Source organism: Streptomyces sp. NPDC058464, assembly GCF_042721035.1.
GTDB lineage: Bacteria > Actinomycetota > Actinomycetes > Streptomycetales > Streptomycetaceae > Streptomyces.
The window spans coordinates 35,274-57,424 of sequence record NZ_JBHXMA010000045.1 but is presented as its reverse complement, the minus strand read 5'-3'; the positions used below and the strand labels follow the sequence as shown (position 1 = coordinate 57,424).

Here is a 22,151-nt window from a genome sequence, read left to right as displayed (position 1 = left end):
CTTAGATCGTCTTGCGCAGGGACATCGAGGTCACGTCGTATCCGAGGCGGCGGTACAGGGCGATCGCCGCCTCGTTGTCCCCGACGACGTTCAGACCCAACGCCGTCCTGCCCTCGCGGGCGACGAGTGCCTCGGCGGCCGTGAGGATGGCGGATCCGTACCCGAGACGCCTGAACGGCACGAAGACATGGATGTCGTACAGCCATGCGGAGCTCGCGCTGCCCGAAGCCTGGTGGGGATCCGGGCCGACCCATGCGTTGCCCACCGCATCGCCGGCCGCGTTCTCCGCCGTCAGGAGATGATGACCGGCCGTGTCGAGCCCGTCGGGCAGGAACGTGGCCGTGCCACGCCGGACCCGCTCACGTGCGACCTCTTCCGGCATGAGCCTGCTCAGTACCCGCACCGACTCGGCCTCGCGGTGCTCGGTCGCGGCACCGTACTCCGCCGGAGTCATCTTCCGCAGGATCACCTGCTGCGCGTTCATGCAGCCATCCTCGCGATGCACCTGGCACGTCCGCAGAGCCGCCGGTGCCACTCGCCGGCGTCGGGCCGGGGGCCGGTGATCAGGGCGGGGAGCGGGCCGCCTGCGACGAACGTCTGTACCTCGGGTCTCATGGGCAGATGATCGGATGCCGGCTACCGGTAGCGGAAGGTCTCGCCGGATCCGGTTCGCCTGATCCCCATGGATTCGATGGATTTGTGGCGGTCCTCGCGTCGGTCGAACGCACGCAGCGCCGCCACGCCGGCCGGCGGGAGAAATGGGGACACTTCGGCGATGAGGCGTTGCAGCGAAGTGCCGGTCAGGGATGCGCTGTCATTGATCGCGGCGAGCACGTACAGGTTGTTGCGCGGCTCTTCCAGACGGACCTCTGCCAGGCCCGCGGCGACGAGTCCGTGTCGCAGCGGTTCGGGGGACCGGGTGCGGACCGCCACCGACGCCATGCGCTGACCATAGGCACTCAGTACCGCTGCGGCACGTCGGCCCACGCCGTCGAGCACCGTTCGCCTGAGCGGCTGCGGGCCGCTCACGTACGCGGTCACGAAGGCCTCGACCTCGGTGTCCAGTTCGTGCGGGATCCTGACTCCCAAGTAGCCGTTGAACCGCCTGTCCTGGAAGCGCGACAGGCCGACGGGCGTTCCGCTCGCTTCGCGGTCGGGTTGGCGATGAGCCAAGGCGCTCTCCCCTCCACCGGTATGGGGCACGGCCATGGTGCCGGACCGTCGGCCGTCGCGCCTCGTCGGGTCAGTCCGCGTTGGGGCGGGCGAGGCCGTGGTCGTAGGCGAAGATCACGGCCTGGACGCGGTCCCGGGCGCCGATCTTGGCGAGGACGCGGCCGACGTGGGTCTTGACGGTGGACTCGGTCACGACGAACCGGGTGGCGATCTCGCCGTTGCTCCAGCCCTTGCCGATGGCGACGAGGATCTCACGCTCGCGGTCGGTGAGGGAGCCGAGTCTCGGGTCCTCGTCGCGGTCGCCGCTGCGGGCGGGGACGTAGCGGGTGAACTCGTCGAGGATGCGGCGGGTGAGGGCCGGCGCGATGACGGCGTCCCCGGCGGCGACGGCCCGGATGCCGGCGAGGAGTTCCTCGGCGTGCGCGTCCTTGAGGAGGAAGCCGCTGGCACCGGCGCGCAGGGCGGCGTGGACGTACTCGTCGAGGTCGAAGGTGGTGAGGACGAGGACCCGGGAGCGCTCGCCCGCGGCGACGATCCGGCGGGTGGCCTCGATGCCGTCCATGCCGGGCATGCGGACGTCCATCAGGACGACGTCCGGGCGCAGTTCGGCCGCCTTGCGGACGGCGTCGGCGCCGTGCGCGGCCTCGCCCACGACCTCGGTCTCCGGGACGGACTCCAGCAGCATGCGGAAGCCGTAGCGCTGCAGCGGCTGGTCGTCGACGATGAGCACGGTGGTCATCGGCCACCGCCGCTCTGCGGGGTGAGGTCGAGGACGGCCTCGACCCGCCATCCCCCGCCGCGCACCGGACCCGCGCTGACGGTGCCCCCGTACAGAGCCGCTCGTTCCCTCATGCCCACCAGTCCGTGTCCTTCCTCGTTCGGCGGTCCGGCCGGTGCGGTCCGGCCGGTGTCCTGGACCCGGATGGTCAGTCTGCCGTCCTCGGCGAGGATCGCCAGGTGGACCCGGGTGTCGGCGTCCGTGTCGGCGTGCTTCAGGGTGTTGGTGAGGGCTTCCTGGACGATGCGGTACACGGTCAGCTGCACCCCGCCGTCCAGGGCGTCCACGTCACCGGAGGTGCGGTAGACGACCTCCAGTCCGGCGGCCCGCACCTTCGCGCAGAGCGCGTCGAGGTCGGCGATGCCGGGCTGCGGGCTGAGTTCGGGGCCGCCCGTGGGGCCGTCCGCCGCCTCGCGCAGCACGCCGAGCACCCGCCGCAGCTCGCCCAGGGCCTGCCGGCCGGTGTCGCCGATGAGCTGGAGGGCCTCCTTGCCCCGTTCGGGGGCGGTGTCGGTGGCGTAGGCGCCGGCGTCGGCGAGCGTGATGATCACGGAGAGGTTGTGGCCGACGATGTCGTGCATCTCGCGGGCGACGCGGGTGCGTTCGGTGGCCGTGGCCAGTCGGCTGCGCTGGTCACGTTCGATCTCCAGCTGGGCGGCGCGCTCCCGCAGTCCGGCGAGCTGGGCCCGGCGGATCCGGACCATCAGGCCGAGCGCGAGGGCCGCGGTCGCCGTGCTCAGCAGGAAGAACAGGGCGTCCCAGACGGAGACGGCCGGGGAGACCCGCACCGCCACCAGCGCCATGGCGCCCGCCATGACCCCGCACGCCCACGGCAGCCGGCGCAGTCGCCCGTGCAGGGTCAGGCTGTACAGGGCGACGAAGAGCGCGACGTCCGCGCGCAGCGCCGCGCCCACGGCCCACTGGACGACGAACACCGCGGCGATGACACCGAAGGCCACCTCGGGTCTGCGCCGCCGCCACAGCAGGGGCAGCACCAGGCCGAGCTGCACCGCCAGCATGCCCGCGACGGGGAGCTGGGTGAAGGCGAGCCGGAAGTGGCGGGCGCGCTCGCCGTCGCCGTCCCCGTCGCCGTGGTGGAAGAGGTCGGGCAGGCAGAACATCAGGAAGACCAGGACCACGACCCCGGTGTCCAGCACCCAGGGGTGGGCCCGGTCGGCCTGCCGCAACCGCTGGCCGCCCCGGGAGAGCCGGGCGACCAGCGGTCCCGTTCCGCTGATGTCATCGATCGTCACGAACGTCACGCTGCCATGGTGCGGGTGTCAGACGTCGCTGCGCACGAGCCGGTAGGCGGCGCCGGCCAGCGCCAGTGCCGTCCAGCCGAGGAAGACCAGCAGTCCGGCGCCCGGCGACAGGGTGGTGGCGTCGTGGGTGAGGGCGAACATCGACTCGCCCGCGTTGGACGGCAGGTAGGGGCTGATGTTGTCCTGCCAGGAGCTCGGCAGCAGGGAGATCAGGCCCGGGATCAGCATCAGGGAGGCCACCAGGACCGAGATCCCGCCGGCCACCGAACGCAGCAGCGCGCCCAGGGCGACGCCGATCACCCCGACCAGGCCGAGGTAGAGCCCGGCGCCCAGCAGGCTGCGCAGGACACCCGCGTGGGAGAGGCCCATGGCGGCGGGCGTGCCGGAGACGATCCCGCTGCCGACGAGGAAGGCGACGAACGCGCCCAGTGTGCCCACCGCCAGCGCGACCAGCCCGAACACGGCCGCCTTGGACCACAGCACGGGCAGCCTGCGGGGCACCGCGGCGAGGGTCGAGCGGATCATGCCCGTCGAGTACTCCCCCGCCGTGACCAGCACGCCGAGCACGCCCAGGGCGAGCTGGGCGAAGTTCGTGCCGAAGAGGGAGAGGCTGACGGCCGTGGCGGTGGCGAAGTCACGGTCCTGGTGGCCGGAGTTGAGCCCCGACTTGTAGTGGCTCGCGGCGATCACGCCGAAGGCCACCAGGAAGAGCAGGCCGAGGCCCAGGGTGATCCAGGTGGAGCGCAGGGACCACAGCTTGGCCCACTCCGAGGAGAGCACGCGGCGGCCGGTCACCCGGTAGGCGGGGCGCTCCCGGGTGGTGGTCCGGGGTTCTTCCTCGGTGGTCGCGGTGAGGGTGCTCATGCCGGCCTCCCGAGGGACTCGACGGCGGTCGTGGAGCCGTGGTACTCCACGGCATCCCTGGTCAGGTCCATGAACGCCTCCTCCAGCGACACGCTCCGCGAACTCAGCTCGAACAGCGCGATGCCGTGCTCGGCCGCCTTCAGCCCGATCTCGCGGGCGGTCACCCCGGTCACCTGCAGTTCCTCGGAGCCGATCCGGCCGGTGATGTCGACGCCCGGCCCGGCCAGGACGTCCCGCAGCCGCGCCGGATCCTGTGTCACCACCGTCACGGTGTCCCCGCCCGCCTCGCGGATCAGGTCGCCGACGGTGGTGTCGGCCAGCAGCCGCCCGCGGCCCACGATGATCAGGTGGTCCGCCACCAGGGCCATCTCGCTCATCAGGTGCGAGGACACGAACACGGTCCGGCCCTCGTCGGCGAGCGTCTTGAGCAGGTTGCGGATCCAGAGGACGCCCTCCGGGTCCAGGCCGTTGACCGGCTCGTCCAGCATCACCGTCTGCGGATCGCCCAGCAGCGCCGCCGCGATGCCCAGCCGCTGCCCCATGCCGAGGGAGAAGGCACCGGCCCGCTTCTTCGCCACGCTGCCGAGGCCGGCCAGCTCGATGACCTCCTCGACCCGGCGGCGCGGAATGCCGTGGGTCAGCGCGAGGGCCCGCAGGTGGTTGTGGGCCGAGCGGCCCGGGTGGATCGACTTCGCCTCCAGCAGGGCGCCGACCTCCTGGAGCGGCGCCTCGTGGCGGGCGTAGGGGCGGCCGTTCACGGTGACGGAGCCGCTCGTCGGTGCGTCGAGTCCGACGATCATGCGCATGGTCGTGGACTTGCCCGCGCCGTTGGGCCCGAGGAAGCCGGTCACCGTGCCGGGCTTGACGACGAAGTCGAGGCTGTCGACGGCGGTCTTCTCGCCGTATCTCTTGGTCAGCTGCCGTGCGTCGATCATGCGCGTGTCTTTCTGTCGGCCTTCGGCGTCCCTCGTGTGCGGCGCCTCACGGCAACGCTAGGCGCGCGATCACGCCGTCCCGTGGTACCGGGAGGCTGACCTGCGCCGGGCGCGTGGTACCCCGGTACTACGCGGCTGAGCTGCGACGGCGCCGTTTGTCCGGGCGGCGCCGGGCCCGGCTCACAGGACGGAACGGCGGGTCAGCAGCGCCCGTACCGGCAGGCCGGGGAGGAACGCAGCCAGCAGACCGGGAAGGAACGGCAGCCGACAGGCCGGGAAGGAACGGCGGTCGGCAGGCCGCCCCCGTCGCGGCCGTGGTGCCGGCGGGCTGCCAGTCCGGCCGAGGCCGCGGGACAGCGGTACGCCGGTGCTGCTCACCGACGTCCTCCCCGGTCCGGGGCAGGTGCGACGTAGACGCGCACGCCGGCCACCGTGTGGGGGGTCCAGGAGCGGGCGTAGCCGGGCGGGCGGGCGCCGGGTGCCAGGAGCGTGGCGGTGGGCAGCCGGCGGGCGGTCCGTCTGATTTCCGCGGGCGTGGTGGATTCGTCGTGGCCGCCGGTCGCCGCCGAGGCGCAGCCCGCGTAGTAGCCGATCGGGGCGTAGTTGTTCCCGGTGACCAGGCAGGGCGGGCGGACGCCCAGCCGGTTCAGTCCGTCGGCGACGCGCGCCCACTCGCGGTGGGTGGCGGTGGCGCCGTGCACGGTGTGCTCCAGGACCACGAACTGCACGGCCAGATGACCGGCCAGGGCGAGGGTCAGCAGTGTCGCGGTCAGCGGCCGGCGGATCCGTCCGGGGGCCCGGGCCAGGCGCACCAGGAGATCGGCGACCGGGACGGCGAGCAGGGCGTAGGCGGGCAGCAGGAAGCGCGGTGCCGCGTAGCCGATCAGGAAGAGGTAGGGGAAGGCCGCCGAGGCGGCGCAGGCCAGCGCCACCAGCGTGGCGGGGGCGCGCCGGGCACGGATCGCGACCACGGCGGCGACGACGGCGAGCACCGGGAGCGCGTACCACCACAGGGTCACCGGGGCGGGGGGCAGGGCACCGGTGCACGGGCGGCAGAGTGTACGTCCGCCCAGCGCGCGCAGCTGGTCGGTGACGGCGACGTGCCAGCCGAGGCCGCCCTGGATGCGGGACGCGTCGGACAGGCGCTGCGCCAGGCCGCCGTAGGAGACGTAGGCCTCGATCACCCACTCGGCGGCACCGGCGGCGAGGCCGCCGAGCAGGGTCGCCAGCAGCGCGGGGCGTCGCCATCGCCGTACGCCCACCAGCAGGGCGAGCAGGGGCAGGGTCGCCCAGACCGCGTCCACCGGCCGCATCCAGCCCATCACGGCGGCGCTCAGGCCCACGCCCCACAGGGCCGGGCGGTCGAAGCGGTCCGCCTGGGCGCGCAGGAAGCATCCCGTGCAGGCCAGGGCGCCGACGGCGACCCAGTAGTTGGGCATGGCCTGGGGGCCGTAGTACAGCGTCACCCACAGGGTGGCGAAGAGGGCGCCCGCGGTCGCCCGCACGCGGGCCGGGAAGAGGCCCCGCCAGGCGCGGAGCGCGAGGAAGAGCGCGAGGCCGGACAGGACGGCCAGGTAGATCCGCAGCAGTGCGGTGGACGACGACCAGGCGGCGACCGGCGCCACCAGCAGCGGGACGCCGCGGGCGCGCGGGGCGCTGAAGAACGCAGGGGGCGCGTGGGCGGCCACCTGGCTGACGTACACCGACTCGTCCCAGCCGAGGCCCAACCCCGGTCGTACGAGGAGGAGCTGGGCCAGCGTGAAGACGGCGGCCACGACCGCCGACGCCCGCTCCCCGCGGAATCGCCGGGCGGCACGGCCGGCCGTGGACGGGCCGGGCCGGCGTGGGCCGGTCGACGTGACCGGCGCGCTGTCCGTGACCTGTGTGCCGTCGCTCATCTCGCATCCCTCCCCCTACAGCCTGTAGGGCCAGGGCAACCCTACAGGTCGTAGGGTCGAAGCGAGGGTGGCGACGGGGCGCGGGCGAGAAGGGCGGATCAAGGGGCAAGCCGGGCGGCGAACCGGGGCAGGACGGCCACTCGGCCAGCCTTCCAGCCGGACGGCACCCCCGTCGGCGAACACCGCAGGACGTCTTGAATTCACCGGACGGTCTTGTGCATCTCCTTGCGTCGGACACGGAACGCCGAGCTCCACACCTTCGTCTACAGTGACGTAGACCGTCTACAGAACTGTAGTCACAAAGGAGATCCCGACGATGACCACGGCCGTGCACCCGTCGCCGCAGTTGCCGGACGCCCGGCGGTATCCGCGCAGGGCAGTCGCCGTCGTCGTTGGCTTCTCGGCGATTCCGCTTGTCACCTGGGGATTCCGCTCGGGCCGGGCGGCGATGGCGAAGGAGGCTCGCGGATGATCCTCGCGTTCGACGGCTCGTCGCTCGACGGTCCCGCCTACACCGATGTGGTGAACCTCGCCCGGCATGCTCCCGCTTGGCTGAATTTCACGGTGACGGCGTGGTCGACGTACGGGCCGGCCTTTTTCGCGGTGCTCATGGCCGTCGGCTGGTGGCGGGCCCGGCGGGCGAGCGCCGGCGCGTCGGTGACGGCGCTCGCCGTGCCGTTCGCCGTCCTCTCGGCGTTCGGGGTGGACTCGGTGCTGAAGCTCCTGGTGCGCGAGGACCGACCCTGCCAGAGCCTGCGCGTGACCACGCTGGAGGCGTGTCCGGCGCCCGGCGACTGGTCCTTCCCCAGCAACCACGCGGCCATCGCCGCCGCGGCGGCCGTCGCCCTGCTGTACGTCTCCCGGCGGCTCGGCATCGTGGCCGCGGTGGCCGCCGCCGCGATGGCGGCCGCACGGATCTGGGTCGGCGCGCACTACCCCCACGACGTGCTGGCGGGGATCGCGGTGGGCGCCCTCACCGTCCTGCTCGTCATGCCGGTACTGCGCAGGCACGCGGACACTCTGGCCGGGCGGCTGACCGCGACCCGCCTGCGTCCGTTGCTGGCACCTTCGTGAGGCGCATATCACCAGCGCATTCCGGCCGATACCGCTCACGGCCGCGGCAGCCGTCCGGGCTTCGGCCGCACCTCGCGCGCGATGGTCAAGAGTGCGTCACATGATCTCGGCGGCTGAGCGGACGGGAGCCGGCCGACGTACTCAGGGAGCAGGTGGACGCGACTCCGACGAAGGGCACCTCCTTGATCCCGCGACGCATCGGTCCGAGCCTCGCCGCAGGGCTCGCCTGCGCTTTCCTGCTGGCGGCGTGCGGCTCCTCGAACGACAGCGGCACCGCCGGCGCCGCCCCGGTGGCCCCGGCCACGTCGGCCCCGGCGACCTCGGCACCCGCGGCCTCGACGCCGGTCGCGGGCACCAGCCCCGCGAACGGGCAGACGGCGACGACCGCCGCCGTGCTGGCGGGGTCGGCCCAGGGCCTGGCGAGCATCGTCACGGACGACAAGGGACTGACCCTCTACCGCTACGACGAGGACCAGCCGAATCCCTCGAAGTGGACGTGCTCCGGCACGTGCACCAAGACCTGGCTGCCCGTGATCGTGCCGGAGTCCGTGCAGACCTCAGGGGTGGAGAAGAGCCTGCTCGGCACGGTCCACCGGAACGGCGAGACACAACTCACGCTCGCCGGCTGGCCGCTCTACCGGTACGTGGGCGACACGGCGGCCGGGCAGACGAACGGCCAGGGGAAGGACGGGGAGTGGTACGCCGTCACCCCCGCCGGCCAGAAGTCCGGCGTCACGGGCTGACTCCCGGCGTCACGGGCTGACTCCCCGCGTACGGCTGACGCCCGGCGTTCGGGCCACGACGCCGGAACGAGCCGCGACGATCGACTTCCAGGACCTGTTCTTTTTGAACGGAATTTCGAAGAGCCTGGAGAAAATCCACGCCGCGAGTATCGAGACCGGCAGGCCGACCGCCAGCGTGAACCAGAACGTGGGCAGTCCCCGCGACACGAAATGCGGGGCGATTCGGCGTATCACGGCCATGACGATCGGAAGATGGATCAGATAGAGGCTGTAGGAGAAATTGCCGAGGCCGTGGACGGGGCGTGCCGTCAGAAGCCGCACGAGGACGGCGGGTTTTCCGGTGGCGACGGCGGCCAGCAGCATCGCCATGGCCGGAGCGATGGCGAGGTCTATCCAGAAGTAGTGGTTCACCGTCCAGACCGGACCCCGGACGGCACCGAGCGCCAGGACCGGCAGTGCGGCCAGGACGGCGAACCATCCCCACGGCAGGCGTCGCACCCGGTCCGACGCGGCGACGACGCCCGCGCCGACGACCCCCGCGGCGAACACCGGCGCCAGATGGGGAGCGAGCCAGTTGTCGCCCTCCACGGGGGTCCCGCCGGGCGCCGTCAGACCGCCGGCGACCACCGGGAGCGTCACGCACACGGCCAGCACCACGGCGCCCCAGCGCCGGCGGACGAACAGCAGGAGCGGGAAGAGGAGATAGAGCTCGGCCTCCACCCCTATCGACCAGAACGCGCCGTTCGGCGTCGGGGCGGTGACCACGTCCTGGGCGACGAGGCCGAACACCAGGACCGTCGCGCCGGTGGGCGGCCCGAAGTGCGAGGCCGGCACCACGAACCACGAGATCACCAGGCTCAGGGCCAGCGCCGCCCAGTACGGGGGAAGGATGCGCCAGGCTCGTCGGCGCAGGAACTCGCGGACACCGGCCGACCGCCAGCCGTGCCGCGCAGGGGAGATCGCCAGGGAGAACCCGGACAGCACCAGGAAGAAGACGACGGCCAGGCGCCCGAACATCAGCCCGCCCAGCCATTCCGGTGCCGAACTGCGGGGATAGCCCGGGAAGGTGTACAGCCAGCAGTGGAACAGGACCACGTACAGCGCCGCCAGGCCACGGAGACCGTCCAGGCCCTGCACCTGCCGACGGACCTGCCCCCCGTCGCCGTTCCCGCTCTCCCCCCGCTGCGCGGGGACGACCGGATCGAGCGTGTCTCCGGCCGGGCGACTCGCATCCACGGAAATCGTTCAGCCCTTCCTCCGGGCTGCACGGCGCCGCCCCCAACGACAGGTACGTGACCCCCGGCCGGGCCGTTCAACAGCAGCGCCCGCATGATGCCGGGTCGCAGGGCTTGGTGCCCTCTTGAACCGAAAATCGTTGATTGTTTAAGTAAGTGATCCTTACGATCCTCCGACCGGGGAGCGGGGGACAATCCATGGCAGGACCTGCGCATTTCACTCGTGGCAGCCGCCTGCTGCCGGTGGCTGTCGCCGCCGTCGTGCTGGGCTTCTTCCCGAGTTCGACGGCCGCGTCGGCATCGATGCGTACGCCGCCCGCGACCGGGGACGCCCTCACCGCGGCCGGTCCGGTCGCGTTCGGGATCCTGGGCTATCCCCACGCGAAGATCGGAACGGTCTGGAGATTCGCCTTCCCGCTGTTCGTCAACAACTCGGGGACGACGGTCCGGATCACGTCGGTGCGGCTGGACCACGTTCCGTCCGGGGCACGGGTCGAGGGATACCCGGTCTACTCCGCGCAGGACACGAACGGCTACATCCTCGACAGCGAGGAGGGGGACAAGAACGTCCCGGGCTCCCGGGACATGACGACGATGCCGGACCACGCCGGCAGACCCATCGTGATACGCGGCCACCACGACAGCGGCGACTACTACGCCATGGTCAGGGTCAGGATCGTAGGCCACATCGCGGAGCACCTCAGCGGCTGCCGCGTGAACTACACCCAGGGCGGCAACAGGTACACCCAGGAGGTGCACTGCGAGTACGCGCTCGACATGAAGTGAGCGGGTGAGCGCGTACGACGGGACGCCTTACGGAGTCGTGACGTGCGGGCGTGGGCGCGTGGTCCCGGGGCCGCGCACGCCTAGCGTGGCCGTATGCGTGTACTGGTCACCGGCGGTGCCGGGTTCATCGGGTCCCATGTCGTCGAGGCGCTGACGGCGCGCGGGCACGAGGCGGTCGTGTTCGACGTGCGGGACGATCCGGGCGCCGACGTGCGCAGTCCGGTGGCGGTGGGGCGGGCCCTGGCGGGCGTGGACGTGGTCTGCCACCAGGCCGCGATGGTCGGCCTCGGCGTCGGGTTCGGCGACGCGGCGGAGTACGTCTCGCGCAACGACCTCGGTACGGCCGTGCTGCTCTCCACGATGGCCGAGGCGGGGGTACGGCACCTGGTGCTGGCCGGGTCGATGGTCGTGTACGGGGAGGGCCGGTACGAGTGCCCGCGCCACGGCGTCGTACGGCCGGGACCGCGTGCGGTCGCCGATCTGGACGCGGGCCGGTTCGAGCCGAACTGCCCGGTGTGCGGTGCCGAGTTGGCGCCCGGGCTGGTCGGCGAGGACGCCCCCGCCGATCCGCGCAACGTGTACGCCACGACCAAGCTGGCCCAGGAGCATCTGGCCGCCGCGTGGGCCCGGTCGACGGGCGGGTCGGCGGTGTCGCTGCGCTACCACAACGTGTACGGGCCCCGGATGCCCCGTGACACCCCCTACGCGGGCGTGGCCTCCTTCTTCCGTTCCGCGCTCGCCCGGGGCGAGGCGCCCCGGGTGTACGAGGACGGGCGGCAGCGCCGGGACTTCGTGCACGTCCGGGACGTGGCCGCCGCCAACGCGGTGGCGCTGGAGGCGGGCTCCGCGCCGGGTGCGCTGACCGCGTACAACACCGGCAGCGGCGAGCCGCACACCGTCGGCGAGATGGCCCGCGCGCTGGCCGAGGCGCACGGCGGGCCGCTGCCGGTGGTCACCGGGGAGTACCGGCTGGGCGACGTACGGCACATCACGGCCGACTCCTCGCGGCTGCGGGCCGAACTGGGCTGGAAGCCCGAGGTCGGGTTCGCGGAGGGGATGCGGGAGTTCGCGCGCGCCGAGTGAGCGCGGAGTGCGCGGCGTTACGGCGCCGTCGGCAGGGTGACCTCGAAGCGGCAGCCGCCCGGGATGTTGTGCACGGTGGCCCGGCCCTGGTGGGCCTCGACGATTCCGCGCACGATGGCGAGGCCGAGCCCGGCCCCGGCCGGCGGCGTCCGGGCGTGGCTGCCGCGCCAGCCGGTGTCGAAGACACGGGGCAGGTCCTCGTCGGGGATGCCGCCGCAGCCGTCCGTGACGGACAGCACGACGGCCCCCTCGGCCGACCGCTCGGCGGCGACCGCGACCGTGCCGTCGGGGGGCGTCCGGCGGATGGCGTTCACCAGCAGGTTGCCCAGCACCCGGCTCATCTCCTTGCCGTCCACCTCGACGGGCACCGGCTCCACCCGGTCGCCGACCAGCCGTACGCCGTGCTCGCGGGCCAGCGGGTCGGCGCCCGCGAGGGCGTCGCCGACGAGGTCGTACAGGGACATCCGGCTCGGGCTCAGCGCCAGCGTGCCGGCGTGGATGCGGGAGAGTTCGAAGAGGTCTCCGACCATGGCGTTGAGGCGCTCGACCTCGGTGCGGATCTGCTTGTGATAGCGCCCGGGGTCGGTGGCGACGCCGTCCTCCAGGGCCTCCGACATGGCGCGCAGACCGGCCAGCGGGGTGCGCAGGTCGTGCGAGATCCAGGCGACGAGCTCCCGGCGCGAGGTCTCCAACGCCCGCTCCCGCTCCCGGGACTCGGCGAGCTTCGCGCTGGTCGCCGCCAGCTCCCGGCTCACCTCGGCCAGTTCGGCGGTGGCCGGGACCGGGGGCGCGGCGAAGTCGCCGTCCTCGCCGAACGAGCGTGCCGCGAGGACGAGTTCACGGCTGCGGGCGACGACCCAGCGGCCCAGTATCAGCGCGGTCGCGAGGGACACCACGGCCGCCATCGCGACGACCGTCGTCACCACCGACAGGTCGTGCGAGGAGAGGAACATCGCCCAGGCGACGGCCAGGGTGCCGGCGAGCATCGCGACCACGCCGACGGTGGCGACCACGGCGAGGGACGCGGTCAGCGAGCGGCGGCGCAGCAGGCGCAGCGCGGCCGCGCCGAGCAGTCCGGTGCCGGCCGCGCCGGCGAAGGCGTACAGGGCGATGAGGAGGGTGTCGCGCATGTCAGACCGCCCCTTCCGGTCCGCTCTGCCCGTCCAGTCCGTCCAGTCCGCCCTGCCCGCTCGGCTCGAAGCGGTAGCCGACGCCCCACACCGTCTGGATCAGGCGCGGCCGGGCCGGGTCGTCCTCGACCTTGGCGCGCAGCCTGCGGACATGGACCGTGACGGTGGACAGGTCACCGAAGTCCCAGCCCCACACGGCACGCATCAGGTCCTCCCTGCCGTACGCCCGACCGGGGTGCCGCAGGAAGAAGGCGAGGAGGTCGAACTCGCGCAGGGTGAGGGCGAGTTCGGCGCCGTCCTTGGTGGCGCGGCGGGCTCCGGGGTCGAGGGTGAGTCCGGCGGAGGAGAAGGACCGGTCGGCGGGGGCGGGGCGGCTGCGGCGCAGCACCGACTCCACCCGCAGGACCAGTTCCCGGGGGCTGAAGGGCTTGGTGACGTAGTCGTCGGCGCCGACCTCCAGGCCGAGGATCCGGTCGTCCTCGTCGCCGCGTGCGGTGAGCATGATGACCGGGACGGGGGCGTGGCCGCGCAGCCGCCGGCAGACCTCCAGGCCGTCCATGCCGGGCAGCATCAGGTCGAGCACGACCAGGTCGGGCCAGTGGGCGGCGGCGCGGGTGAGGGCGGTGGGGCCGTCGCCGGCGTGGTCGACCAGGTACCCGGCGCGGTCCAGGTACCCGGCGACGATCTCGGCGACGGTCGGATCGTCGTCCACGACCAGGACCCGGGCGGCGCCACCGGCGGTGGCCCCGGCCTCGGTGAGCTCGTACGGCTGCTGCATGCCTCCACCCTCGCACCGGGCCGTCGCGGGTGTCGCGGCCGAGGGTGGGCCCGGGGTGGGACGTTCGCGTTTCGTAAGAAACCCGGGAGGCGGGGACCCCTGCGCCGCCCGGCGCCGACGTCCGCGTTTCGTAAGCAGTCGGGGCCCGATATGCCCGGTTCGCGTTCGTAGGGTGAAGCCGTGACCACCTCACCTTCTTCCCCTTTCCCGGCGGCTTTCCCGGCGACGGACGTGGACGTCGTCCTCCCCTGCCTGAACGAGGCGGCGGCCCTGCCGTGGGTGCTCGGCCGGATCCCGGCGGGCTGGCGGGCCCTCGTGGTGGACAACGGCTCCACCGACGGCTCGGCGGACATCGCCCGGGCGCACGGGGCGACCGTCGTCCACGAGGCGCGGCGCGGCTTCGGCGCGGCGTGCCACGCGGGGCTGACCGCCGCGACCGCCGACGTCGTCTGCTTCTGCGACTGCGACGCCTCGCTGGACCCGGGACTCCTCGTGCCGTTCGTGCGGGAAGTCCTGGACGGCGAGGCGGACCTGGTGCTGGGCCGGCGGCGTCCGCAGGGGCGGGGCGCGTGGCCCGCGCATGCCCGCGCGGGGAATCTGGCGCTGGCGCGGATGCTGCGGCGCCGTACGGGGCTGCGGCTGCACGACCTCGGTCCGCTGCGGGCCGCTCGCCGCGAGGCGCTGCTCGGGCTGGACCTCGACGACCGGCGCAGTGGGTATCCGTTGCAGATGGTGGTGCGGGCGGCGGACGCGGGGTGGCGGATCGCCGAGCACGAGGTGCCGTACCGGCCGCGCACCGGCAAGTCCAAGGTGACCGGCACCTGGCTCGGCACGTGGCAGGCGGTGCGGGACATGAGCCGGGTGCTGCACGAGTCACCTCGGGTGCGGGCCGGTGGGGGCTGAGCGCGCAGTTCCCCGCGCCCCTTACGGGGCGCTACGCCCGCCGCATCTCCCCAGCCGCGGGCAGCGTCGCAGCTACCCAGCTGCGGGCAGGCGTGCCGCTGGGGCGGCACGGGTGGGCGCTGGGGGTCCCCCCGGCCGAAGGCTGGGGGAGGCACCCGGCCAGCGCCGGTGAGCGTCCTCACCCCCGCACCACCCCCACCCGCACCACCCAAGGACCCCCATGACCACCCTCCTCGTCATCGCCAAGGAACCCCGCCCCGGCAGGGTCAAGACCCGGCTCACCCCGCCGTTCTCCCCCGAGCAGGCCGCCGCCCTCGCCGAGGCGTCCCTCGCCGACACCCTGGACGCCGTGGCCGCGGCCCCCGCCACCCGCCGCGTCCTCGTCCTCGACGGCACTCCCGGCCCCTGGCTGCCGCCCGGCTTCGACGTCGTGCCGCAGTGCGCCGGCGGGCTGGACGAGCGGCTCGCGGACGCCTTCGCGCACTGCTCCGGCCCGGCCCTCCTCGTCGGCATGGACACCCCCCAGGTCACCCCGGCCCTGCTCACCGTGGACTTCGCGGAGTGCGACGCGTACTTCGGTGGAGCCGAGGACGGCGGGTTCTGGGCGCTGGGGCTGGCCGACCCGGACCCGGCCCTGCTGCTCGGGGTGCCGATGTCCACGCCGGAGACCGGCGCCGTCCAGCGGCGGCGCCTCGTCGCCGCCGGGCTGCGCGTGCGCGACCTGCCGCGGCTGCGGGACGTGGACACCGCGGCCGACGCGGCCGCCGTCGCCGCTCTCGCCCCGCGCGGCCGTTTCGCCGCCCGGCTGGCCCGGTGCACGGCACACGGCGGAACGGGCCGCCGATGACCACCTCGCCGGCCGTCCCCTGGACCGGCCCCGACCCCTACGCCGCCGCCCTGGACGCCGGGCACGGCCCGCTGTTCCTGCGCCGCACCGACGGCTGGCTGCTGCCCCTGGACGTGGAGCGCTGGTGCGCGCGGGCCGACCCGGTCGACCGGGCGGTCCTCGACCGCTGCGAGGGCGCGGTCCTGGACGTGGGCTGCGGCCCCGGGCGGCTGGTCGCCGAACTCGCCGCCCGGGGCCGTACCGTCCTCGGCATCGACGTCAGCGCGGCCGCCGTCGACCACGCCGTGCGGCTCGGCGGGCAGGCCCTGCGCCGCTCGGTCTTCGAGCCGCTGCCCGGCGAGGGCCGCTGGGGCACCGTCCTGCTCATGGACGGCAACGTCGGCATCGGCGGCGACCCGCACGCCCTGCTCGGCCGGGTGGCCCGGCTCCTCGCCCCCGGCGGGCTGTTGATCGCCGAGACGACCGAGGTGGACGTCGACGAACGCGTCGACGTCCACCTCACCGACGCCCAGGAGGCGGTCGGCGCCCCCTTCCTGTGGGCGCGGCTCGGCACCCCGGCCCTGCTGCGGTACGCGCGGGGCTGGGAGCGGGAGGCTCAGTGGGTGGCCGGCGGGCGCCGCTTCGTCGCCCTGCGCAGCCGACGCGCCAGCAGCAGCGCCGAGCCGCCGAAGAGTACGGCGGTGATCAGCAGCCAGCGGGCCAGGAAGCCGTCCGCGGACTGGCCGGTGGCCGACCGGTAGTGGCCGGCCACCGCGCCGCTGATCAGCGGGAACCACACCAGCAGGAGCAGCGCGGAGAGCGCGGCCGGGACCCGGACGTACATCGCCCACTCCCTGCGGCCGGCGGCGCCCAGCCCCCGGGCCACCGCCCGGTCGGCCAGCGCGTACAGCGGCAGCAGGACGAGGTCGTGCAGCAGCGCCGCCCCGACCACCCACAGCGCCACGCCGAGCCAGTCGCCGGAGAGCAGCCGTACGCCGGCGTAGCCGGCGAGCGCGAACGAGCAGGCCAGCAGGAGGATCTGGAAGGGGCTGCCGGCTGCCGGGCGCAGACTGGGGCGCATCACAGGTCTCCGAAGGTCATCCGGGCCACCCACTTGGTGTTGAGGACACCGGGTGCGGCGGGCACGATCACGCGCGCCGGGTAGCCGTGGTCGGGGGTCAGGTCCTCGCCGTTCACCTGGAGGGCGAGCAGGGAGCGGGGGTCGGCGACCTGGTTGGCGCGCAGGGCCGCGCGGCGGAAGGCGCCGTGCCGCTGGATCGACTCGACGAACACGTCCGGCGGGTCGCCGTCGTAGCCGACGAGCGCGGCGAGGTCGCGCAGCCGCACCCCGCGCCACCACTGGTCGGCGGTCGACCAGCCCTCGACGCAGGCGATGGGCAACGCGGCGCTGTGCTGGGGTAGTTGGAGAAGCTGGGCGCGGCTGAGGCGGACCGTTCTGCCGCCGCGGCCCGTGACGACGAGCCGCCACGCCTCCTCCCCGGTCTCCAACGCGTCGATCCCGGCGTAGGCGGCCGTCTTGTTGATCTGGAAGCCGTTCGGTCCGCTGCCGGGGTCGGCCCCGCCGTGCGGCGCGAGCAGGGCGGTGCGCCGCAGCGCGCCGCCGATGCTCTGCCCGGCCGTCGTGACGAGCAGCAGCAGGGAGGCGCCGCCCACGAACCACAGCGCCCCGCGCCGCGAGACGGTGGGCGGGTCCGGCCGGGGTGCCGCCAACTCCGCTTCGTCGAGGCGTCGTCGGCGAACGGCCCGGAGTGCCGCCGGGGTCTTCAGGGCGGCATGCGCGAGGAACGCGGCGAAGAACACCCAGGCGCCGTAGAAGTGCAGGGGGTAGAAGGAGCCGGGGAAGAGGTAGTCGAGCTGGACGTTGAGGACGCCGGTCGTGAACTCGAAGAGACCGCCGCCGACCAGGAGCAGCAGCGAGATCCGCTCCAGGGCGTGGGCGAGCGAGCGGGCCGGGGGCAGGGTGAACAGCTTCGGCACCACCGACCACAGCTTGGCGAGCAGCACCGGGATCAGGGCGATGCCGAGGGTGACGTGCAGGCCCTGGGTGACCCGGTAGAGCCAGTAGGGGTTCGTCGGCCAGGAGAAGAGGTAGAAGCCGAGGATGCCCTTGTCAGGGGTCTGGTCGTTCACCGGGGCCAGGTCCGGGTTGTACGCGGCGTACGACAGCAGTCCCGTCACGAACAGCACGGTGATGCCGACGAGCAGCACGAGGCCGAGCACCGAGGTGAACCAGGTGCCGCGCAGCGGGCTGCGCCAGAAGCCGGGTGAGGTGGGAAGCCGTGGGTCGTCGGGTCGCATGCTCCGACCGTAGGCCGGGGAAACCCCCGGAAAGGGTGCGCGACCCATGACGAAAGTCTGACGTCAGCCGCTTGATCCACGCTCTCGCGCGGTCGCCGACCTAGCGTTCCGGTGTGACCCGCGCTCCGCTCCGTGATCGGTACGCCGATCTGCTCGCCGTCCTCGGCGCCGCCCTGCTCGTCCTCGTCGCCGTACTCGTCGGCCGGCACCTCCAGGACGCCTACCGCGTGCTGTTCGTGCACTGGCCGCCGCTGTTCGCCGACTGGGATCCGCACGTGGGCCCGGGCACCCCGGCCGCCCTGCTGGTCGCGGCCGCCGTGGTGGCGTACGGGCCGAACCTCGCCCTGCGGCTGCCCTGGCGCGGGCTGCTCGGCGCGGCCTGGGGCGCCTGTCTGGCCTGGACGTGGGCGCTGGCGCTGGTGGACGGCTGGCAGCGGGGCGTGGCCGGCCGGCTCACCGCCCACAACGAGTACCTCACGGTCATCGGCCGCTTCCACGACATCCCGGCGACCCTGCGGGACTTCACCCACCACATCGTCAGCGGCACCCCGGCCCCCTGGCCGGCCCACATCGCCGGACATCCGCCGGCGGCCACGCTCACCTTCGTCCTCCTGGACCGGATCGGGCTGGGCGGCGGGGGCTGGGCGGGCGCCTGGTGCATCACCGTCGGTTCGACGGCCTGTGTCGCCGTGCTGGTCGCGGTGCGGGCCCTGGCCGACGAGCGGCTCGCCCGGCGGGCCGCGCCCTTCCTGGTGATGGCGCCGGCCGCGGTGTGGGTGGGCGCCTCGGCCGACGGGTACTTCGCGGCGGTCGCCGCCTGGGCGGTGGCCCTGCTGGCGCTGGCGGTGACCGGCCGGTCGGTGGCCTGGGCGGCGGGTGCGGGACTGCTGTACGGCCTGACCTGCTATCTCTCGTACGGCCTGACGCTCTTCGCGCTGATCGGGGCGGCCGTGCTGGTGCTGGGGCGGCACCGGGTCGGGGCCCGGCCGGTCGTCCTCGCCCTGCTGGTGGCCGGGGCGGCGGTCGTCCCGCTCGTGTTCACGTTCGCCGGGTTCGACTGGTGGCAGGGGTACCGGCTGCTGGTCACCCGCTACTACCAGGGCGTCGGCGGGACCCGGCCGTACGGCTACTGGGTGTGGGCCAACCTGGCCTGCACCGTGGTCATCACGGGTCCGGCCACGGTCGCCGGGCTGCGACGGGCGGGAGCCGTGCTGATCCACCGCCGCAGCGCGCCCACCGCGCGGACCCGCCTCGCCTTCCTCGCGGGCACCGCCCTGCTGGCCCTGCTGATCGCGGACCTGTCCGGGATGAGCAAGGCGGAGACGGAGCGCATCTGGCTGCCGTTCGCGATGTGGCTGCTGCCGGTCTGTGCTCTCCTGCCCCGGCCGCGCGCCTGGCTCACGGCCCAGGCGGCGCTCGGGCTGCTGCTGAACCACCTGCTGTTCACCGGCTGGTGACCCTGCGGGTATCGCGCCGCGCGTTTCGGTGGAAATGCGGGACACCGAAGTAATTGACGTGTCTTTCCGGTCTTCTCGACGCCGACTACAGCATGAATGAATCTTCAGTCACTCCCCGGAGTGTGTCAAGTCCGGTACGCCACCTGACGTTTCACGCAGCGTCGAGCGATTCAGGACTCCCGACCCGAGCGTTCGGTTCCCCCGCCACAATTGGCGAAATTATTGCGCACGCAAGGACGCCACGCCCGGGAGAGGCTTGACAGGCCCCGGATATCGTTGAGAAGAATCGAGCCGGTCGAGAACTGTTCTGCAATTCAACGGTGTACGCCGCCGGAGCCTTGCCGCGCCCCATCCGCGGACGGCCCCGGTGCACGGTTCTGCGGAACCGCGCACCGGACACCGGAGAGGAGACCCCGATGGCAGGCACCACCCCACGCGGTGCCACCCGCCCGCACCCGGTCCCCGGCGACGCGGCCCGGCTGGCGGTCCACGCCGCCGACCCCATCACCCGGTCCGCCCTGGTGAGTTACCTCCGACGACAGCCAGGCCTGGCGCTGACCGGCCGGGACGCCCCCGCCGACATCGTCGTCGCGGCCCTGCCCACCCCCGATGCCCGCACGCTGGCGCAACTGCGCCGGGGCGCCGCGGACGACGCCCGACTCGTCGTGATCGTGGACGGCGAGTGGTCGGTGGATCCCTACGCCGCGCTGGAGGCGGGCGTGCGCGCGGTGCTGTTCCGCCCGGCGTTCACCTGGGAGCGGTTCGGCGAGGCGGTGCAGGGGGTGCGGGCCGGTCACGGCGACCTGCCCGCGGCACTGCAGGGCCAGTTGATGGACCAGGTGACGAGGACCCACCACGAGGTGCTCGCACCCCTTGGCCTGACCCCCGGCGGGCTCACCCTGCGGGAGGCGGAGGTGCTGCAACTGGTCGCCGAGGGAGATGAGTTGCAGCACATCGGAGACAAGCTCGGCTACTCGGAGCGGACCATCAAGAACGTGCTCTACGGAATGATCAAGCGGCACCGGCTGCGCAACCGCGCCCACGCGGTCGCCTACGCGATCCGCAGCGGGCAGATCTGACCGACCCGCACACCGGTCAACCGGAAGTGTGCCGGGCGGCGGTGCGCGGGGTGTCTGCGGCGGCCGGCTGGGGGACGTCGGCGGCGGCCGGGTGCGGGGCGTCGGCGGCGATCGCCGCGAGCGGGGTCCCGGCCGCCGACGTGAGCCGGAGGAGCAGGTGGGCCAGGGCTCCCCCGTCGGCCGTCTCGTCGAGCAGGCGGGCCTGGTCGGCGTGGACCCGCTGGGCGGTGCGCCGGTGGAGGTCCTCGCCGCGCGGGGTGAGGTGCAGCAGGACACGACGGCGGTCGTGGGGGTCGGGGCGGCGGTGGACCAGGTTGTCCGCGACCATGCGGTCGACGAGCTTGGTCAGGCTCGGCGCCGGCATCAGGGCGTGGTCGGCGATCTCCGACATCGGGTGCCCACGGCCGTCCCCGACGAGCGACAGGACGCGCCACTCCTCGACCGTGCAGTCCTCCTCGGCCAGCACCGCGGCCAGCCGCCGCACCACCCGCCGCTCGGCATGGCTGAGGAGGTGGGCGAGGTCCGGCGAGGAGGGTACGGACGGCATTGCCGGTGTCCTTCCGGTAGGTCTACTGTGCGCGCAGAATACGAGTCTTGGCGAGGGCGCCGGGGCCCGGGACCGGAATCCGCGTTCCCCATGCCCGCACGGAGGTGTCCGATGCGTCCGGCGCCGCCTCACGACGGGAGCGGCACGCTGCTCCTCGCCCTGGTCGTGCCGTTGCAGGGGCCGGCGGGGGTCCTCGGGCCGTCGTGCGAGTCGGCCGCGCGGCTGGCCGTGGAGGAACTGAACGCCGCGGGCGGGGTGCTGGGCCGGGAGGTCCGGCTGGTCACGGTGGACGGCGGGGCGCCGCCGGCCCGGGTGGCGGCCGAGGTCGGGGCGCTGGTCTCGCTGGGCGCCGTGGACGGGGTGGTGGGCTGGCACACCTCTGCGGTACGGCAGGCGCTGCTGCCCCGGATCGCGGGCCGGGTGCCGTACGTGTACACCGCGCAGTACGAGGGCGGCGAGCGGACTCCCGGCGTCTTCCTGACCGGTGAGACCGACGTGGCCCAACTGCTGCCCGCGATGCGGGTGCTGGCGGAGGCGGCCGGGGTGCGACGCTGGTGCACGGTGGGCAACGACTACGTGTGGCCCCGGGTGACCGCGCGCACGGCACGGGCGTACGCGCGGGAGTGCGGCGGGCGGGTGCGGGACGAGGTGTTCGTGCCGCTGGGGACGGAGGAGTTCGGTCCGGTGCTGCGCCGGATCGAGCGGTGCGAGGCGGACGCGGTGCTGATGCTGCTGGTCGGCGCGGACGCGGCCCGTTTCAACCGGGCGTTCGCCGGCTACGGGCTGCACCAGCGGTCCCTGCGGCTCAGCACCCACATGGACGAGAACATCCTGCTGGCCACCGGCGCGGACGGCACCGACGGGCTCTGGGCGGCGGCCGGTTTCTTCGAGACCCTCGCGACCGCCGAGAGCCTCGACTTCGGCGCCCGCCACGCGGCCCGGTTCGGGGTGCACGCCCCGGTGATGGGGAGCCTGGGCGAGTCCTGCTTCGAGGGGGTACGGCTGCTGGCGGCCCTGGCCGAGCGGGCGCGGTCGATGGACGTACGGGCGATGTGCGCGGTCGGGGACGCGGTGTCGTACGAGGGCCCGCGGGGCGTCGTACGGCTGCACGGCAACCATCTCGCCCAACGGCTGTACCTGGCGCGGGCGGACGCCTTCGACTTCCACGTCGTCGCCCAACTCTGAGGTGGCGCCCGGCACTTGCCGATACTTCCCATGGGAAGTATCAAGCTTTGTCTTTTAAAGCAGGTGAAACGTTCGGGAAACAGCGCGCCGCGACTC

The 22,151-nt window shown here is 73.5% G+C and carries 23 protein-coding genes; 11 read left to right on the top strand and 12 right to left on the bottom strand.

Annotated features, from left to right (window positions below):
* Window position 1 precedes the first annotated feature (1 nt).
* From ACFWPQ_RS41760 to ACFWPQ_RS41730, 7 genes are all read right to left on the bottom strand, one after another.
* On the bottom strand, window positions 2-484 hold the full coding sequence (locus ACFWPQ_RS41760; RefSeq protein ID WP_384047293.1) for a GNAT family N-acetyltransferase: 483 nt from the start codon (window positions 482-484) through the stop codon (window positions 2-4).
* Window positions 485-636: 152 nt separating this feature from the next.
* Complete coding sequence (locus ACFWPQ_RS41755) at window positions 637-1,209, bottom strand: hypothetical protein (RefSeq protein WP_384047291.1); 573 nt, start codon at window positions 1,207-1,209, stop codon at window positions 637-639.
* A gap of 34 nt (window positions 1,210-1,243) precedes the next feature.
* Window positions 1,244-1,912 (bottom strand): response regulator, encoded by a 669-nt coding sequence (locus tag ACFWPQ_RS41750; protein WP_384047288.1) that lies wholly within the window; start codon window positions 1,910-1,912, stop codon window positions 1,244-1,246.
* On the bottom strand, window positions 1,909-3,213 hold the full coding sequence (locus ACFWPQ_RS41745) for a sensor histidine kinase (protein ID WP_384047285.1): 1,305 nt from the start codon (window positions 3,211-3,213) through the stop codon (window positions 1,909-1,911). The genes ACFWPQ_RS41750 and ACFWPQ_RS41745 overlap by 4 nt, the downstream gene beginning before the upstream one ends.
* An 18-nt stretch (window positions 3,214-3,231) precedes the next feature.
* The gene (locus ACFWPQ_RS41740) at window positions 3,232-4,077 is read right to left on the bottom strand and encodes an ABC transporter permease (RefSeq protein WP_384047282.1); all 846 of its coding nucleotides are present in this window, start codon (window positions 4,075-4,077) and stop codon (window positions 3,232-3,234) included.
* The gene (locus tag ACFWPQ_RS41735) at window positions 4,074-5,012 is read right to left on the bottom strand and encodes an ATP-binding cassette domain-containing protein (protein WP_384047279.1); all 939 of its coding nucleotides are present in this window, start codon (window positions 5,010-5,012) and stop codon (window positions 4,074-4,076) included. Before ACFWPQ_RS41735 ends, ACFWPQ_RS41740 begins: the two co-directional genes overlap by 4 nt.
* Window positions 5,013-5,386: 374 nt before the next feature.
* Window positions 5,387-6,910: a hypothetical protein gene (locus ACFWPQ_RS41730; protein WP_384047276.1), complete on the bottom strand. Its 1,524-nt coding sequence runs from the start codon at window positions 6,908-6,910 to the stop codon at window positions 5,387-5,389.
* Between the two features lie 316 nt (window positions 6,911-7,226).
* On the opposite strand from ACFWPQ_RS41730, the gene ACFWPQ_RS41725 reads away from it, so the two are divergent.
* From ACFWPQ_RS41725 to ACFWPQ_RS41715, 3 genes are all read left to right on the top strand, one after another.
* Window positions 7,227-7,382 carry a hypothetical protein gene (locus ACFWPQ_RS41725; protein ID WP_384047273.1) on the top strand — a complete coding sequence of 52 codons (156 nt, stop codon included), beginning with the start codon at window positions 7,227-7,229 and terminating at the stop codon, window positions 7,380-7,382.
* Window positions 7,379-7,984 carry a phosphatase PAP2 family protein gene (locus ACFWPQ_RS41720; protein ID WP_384047270.1) on the top strand — a complete coding sequence of 202 codons (606 nt, stop codon included), beginning with the start codon at window positions 7,379-7,381 and terminating at the stop codon, window positions 7,982-7,984. Before ACFWPQ_RS41725 ends, ACFWPQ_RS41720 begins: the two co-directional genes overlap by 4 nt.
* A gap of 152 nt (window positions 7,985-8,136) precedes the next feature.
* Window positions 8,137-8,727, top strand: coding sequence for a hypothetical protein (locus ACFWPQ_RS41715; protein ID WP_384047267.1), 591 nt, complete (start codon window positions 8,137-8,139; stop codon window positions 8,725-8,727).
* 9 nt (window positions 8,728-8,736) lie between these two features.
* Here ACFWPQ_RS41715 and ACFWPQ_RS41710 read toward each other — a convergent pair whose 3' ends face one another.
* A complete protein-coding gene (locus tag ACFWPQ_RS41710) occupies window positions 8,737-9,963 on the bottom strand; it encodes an acyltransferase family protein (protein ID WP_384047265.1) in 1,227 nt (408 codons plus the stop codon).
* Between the two features lie 197 nt (window positions 9,964-10,160).
* Here ACFWPQ_RS41710 and ACFWPQ_RS41705 point away from each other — a divergent pair, with 197 nt between their 5' ends.
* The gene (locus ACFWPQ_RS41705; RefSeq protein WP_384047262.1) at window positions 10,161-10,748 is read left to right on the top strand and encodes a hypothetical protein; all 588 of its coding nucleotides are present in this window, start codon (window positions 10,161-10,163) and stop codon (window positions 10,746-10,748) included.
* 93 nt (window positions 10,749-10,841) lie between these two features.
* The gene (locus ACFWPQ_RS41700) at window positions 10,842-11,831 is read left to right on the top strand and encodes an NAD-dependent epimerase/dehydratase family protein (protein ID WP_384047259.1); all 990 of its coding nucleotides are present in this window, start codon (window positions 10,842-10,844) and stop codon (window positions 11,829-11,831) included.
* Window positions 11,832-11,848: 17 nt separating this feature from the next.
* On the opposite strand, the gene ACFWPQ_RS41695 is transcribed toward ACFWPQ_RS41700, so the two are convergent.
* Both ACFWPQ_RS41695 and ACFWPQ_RS41690 read right to left on the bottom strand, forming a co-directional pair.
* Complete coding sequence (locus tag ACFWPQ_RS41695; RefSeq protein WP_384047256.1) at window positions 11,849-12,961, bottom strand: sensor histidine kinase; 1,113 nt, start codon at window positions 12,959-12,961, stop codon at window positions 11,849-11,851.
* Between the two features lies 1 nt (window position 12,962).
* On the bottom strand, window positions 12,963-13,739 hold the full coding sequence (locus ACFWPQ_RS41690; protein ID WP_384047253.1) for a response regulator transcription factor: 777 nt from the start codon (window positions 13,737-13,739) through the stop codon (window positions 12,963-12,965).
* Between the two features lie 180 nt (window positions 13,740-13,919).
* Here ACFWPQ_RS41690 and ACFWPQ_RS41685 point away from each other — a divergent pair, with 180 nt between their 5' ends.
* From ACFWPQ_RS41685 to ACFWPQ_RS41675, 3 genes are all read left to right on the top strand, one after another.
* Window positions 13,920-14,642, top strand: a complete 723-nt coding sequence (locus ACFWPQ_RS41685; RefSeq protein ID WP_384047250.1) for a glycosyltransferase family 2 protein — start codon at window positions 13,920-13,922, stop codon at window positions 14,640-14,642.
* Window positions 14,643-14,862: 220 nt separating this feature from the next.
* Window positions 14,863-15,489 (top strand): DUF2064 domain-containing protein, encoded by a 627-nt coding sequence (locus ACFWPQ_RS41680; RefSeq protein WP_384047248.1) that lies wholly within the window; start codon window positions 14,863-14,865, stop codon window positions 15,487-15,489.
* A complete protein-coding gene (locus ACFWPQ_RS41675) occupies window positions 15,486-16,229 on the top strand; it encodes a class I SAM-dependent methyltransferase (protein ID WP_384047245.1) in 744 nt (247 codons plus the stop codon). Before ACFWPQ_RS41680 ends, ACFWPQ_RS41675 begins: the two co-directional genes overlap by 4 nt.
* Before the next feature lie 319 nt (window positions 16,230-16,548).
* On the opposite strand, the gene ACFWPQ_RS41670 is transcribed toward ACFWPQ_RS41675, so the two are convergent.
* A complete protein-coding gene (locus ACFWPQ_RS41670) occupies window positions 16,549-17,787 on the bottom strand; it encodes a molybdopterin-dependent oxidoreductase (protein ID WP_384047242.1) in 1,239 nt (412 codons plus the stop codon).
* Window positions 17,788-17,900: 113 nt separating this feature from the next.
* Between ACFWPQ_RS41670 and ACFWPQ_RS41665 the strand changes: the two genes are divergently transcribed.
* Window positions 17,901-19,244 (top strand): hypothetical protein, encoded by a 1,344-nt coding sequence (locus ACFWPQ_RS41665; protein ID WP_384047239.1) that lies wholly within the window; start codon window positions 17,901-17,903, stop codon window positions 19,242-19,244.
* Window positions 19,245-19,660: 416 nt separating this feature from the next.
* A complete protein-coding gene (locus tag ACFWPQ_RS41660) occupies window positions 19,661-20,323 on the top strand; it encodes a LuxR C-terminal-related transcriptional regulator (protein WP_384047236.1) in 663 nt (220 codons plus the stop codon).
* 16 nt (window positions 20,324-20,339) lie between these two features.
* Here the strand turns inward: ACFWPQ_RS41660 and ACFWPQ_RS41655 are convergent, their stop codons facing one another.
* Window positions 20,340-20,870, bottom strand: coding sequence for a MarR family winged helix-turn-helix transcriptional regulator (locus ACFWPQ_RS41655; protein ID WP_384047233.1), 531 nt, complete (start codon window positions 20,868-20,870; stop codon window positions 20,340-20,342).
* Between the two features lie 111 nt (window positions 20,871-20,981).
* Between ACFWPQ_RS41655 and ACFWPQ_RS41650 the strand changes: the two genes are divergently transcribed.
* Window positions 20,982-22,055: a substrate-binding domain-containing protein gene (locus tag ACFWPQ_RS41650; protein WP_384047230.1), complete on the top strand. Its 1,074-nt coding sequence runs from the start codon at window positions 20,982-20,984 to the stop codon at window positions 22,053-22,055.
* The last annotated feature ends 96 nt before the right edge of the window (window positions 22,056-22,151 follow it).

Excerpts from the sequence above, each read along its gene's own strand:
- ACFWPQ_RS41760 (WP_384047293.1), bottom strand. The coding sequence starts at position 484 with ATGAACGCGCAGCAGGTGATCCTGCGGAAGATGACTCCGGCGGAGTAC.
- ACFWPQ_RS41755 (WP_384047291.1), bottom strand. The coding sequence starts at position 1,209 with ATGGCCGTGCCCCATACCGGTGGAGGGGAGAGCGCCTTGGCTCATCGC.
- ACFWPQ_RS41750 (WP_384047288.1), bottom strand. The coding sequence starts at position 1,912 with ATGACCACCGTGCTCATCGTCGACGACCAGCCGCTGCAGCGCTACGGC.
- ACFWPQ_RS41740 (WP_384047282.1), bottom strand. The coding sequence starts at position 4,077 with ATGAGCACCCTCACCGCGACCACCGAGGAAGAACCCCGGACCACCACC.
- ACFWPQ_RS41735 (WP_384047279.1), bottom strand. The coding sequence starts at position 5,012 with ATGATCGACGCACGGCAGCTGACCAAGAGATACGGCGAGAAGACCGCC.
- ACFWPQ_RS41730 (WP_384047276.1), bottom strand. The coding sequence starts at position 6,910 with ATGAGCGACGGCACACAGGTCACGGACAGCGCGCCGGTCACGTCGACC.
- ACFWPQ_RS41725 (WP_384047273.1), top strand. The coding sequence starts at position 7,227 with ATGACCACGGCCGTGCACCCGTCGCCGCAGTTGCCGGACGCCCGGCGG.
- ACFWPQ_RS41720 (WP_384047270.1), top strand. The coding sequence starts at position 7,379 with ATGATCCTCGCGTTCGACGGCTCGTCGCTCGACGGTCCCGCCTACACC.
- ACFWPQ_RS41705 (WP_384047262.1), top strand. The coding sequence starts at position 10,161 with ATGGCAGGACCTGCGCATTTCACTCGTGGCAGCCGCCTGCTGCCGGTG.
- ACFWPQ_RS41700 (WP_384047259.1), top strand. The coding sequence starts at position 10,842 with ATGCGTGTACTGGTCACCGGCGGTGCCGGGTTCATCGGGTCCCATGTC.
- ACFWPQ_RS41695 (WP_384047256.1), bottom strand. The coding sequence starts at position 12,961 with ATGCGCGACACCCTCCTCATCGCCCTGTACGCCTTCGCCGGCGCGGCC.
- ACFWPQ_RS41690 (WP_384047253.1), bottom strand. The coding sequence starts at position 13,739 with ATGCAGCAGCCGTACGAGCTCACCGAGGCCGGGGCCACCGCCGGTGGC.
- ACFWPQ_RS41680 (WP_384047248.1), top strand. The coding sequence starts at position 14,863 with ATGACCACCCTCCTCGTCATCGCCAAGGAACCCCGCCCCGGCAGGGTC.
- ACFWPQ_RS41675 (WP_384047245.1), top strand. The coding sequence starts at position 15,486 with ATGACCACCTCGCCGGCCGTCCCCTGGACCGGCCCCGACCCCTACGCC.
- ACFWPQ_RS41670 (WP_384047242.1), bottom strand. The coding sequence starts at position 17,787 with ATGCGACCCGACGACCCACGGCTTCCCACCTCACCCGGCTTCTGGCGC.
- ACFWPQ_RS41660 (WP_384047236.1), top strand. The coding sequence starts at position 19,661 with ATGGCAGGCACCACCCCACGCGGTGCCACCCGCCCGCACCCGGTCCCC.
- ACFWPQ_RS41655 (WP_384047233.1), bottom strand. The coding sequence starts at position 20,870 with ATGCCGTCCGTACCCTCCTCGCCGGACCTCGCCCACCTCCTCAGCCAT.
- ACFWPQ_RS41650 (WP_384047230.1), top strand. The coding sequence starts at position 20,982 with ATGCGTCCGGCGCCGCCTCACGACGGGAGCGGCACGCTGCTCCTCGCC.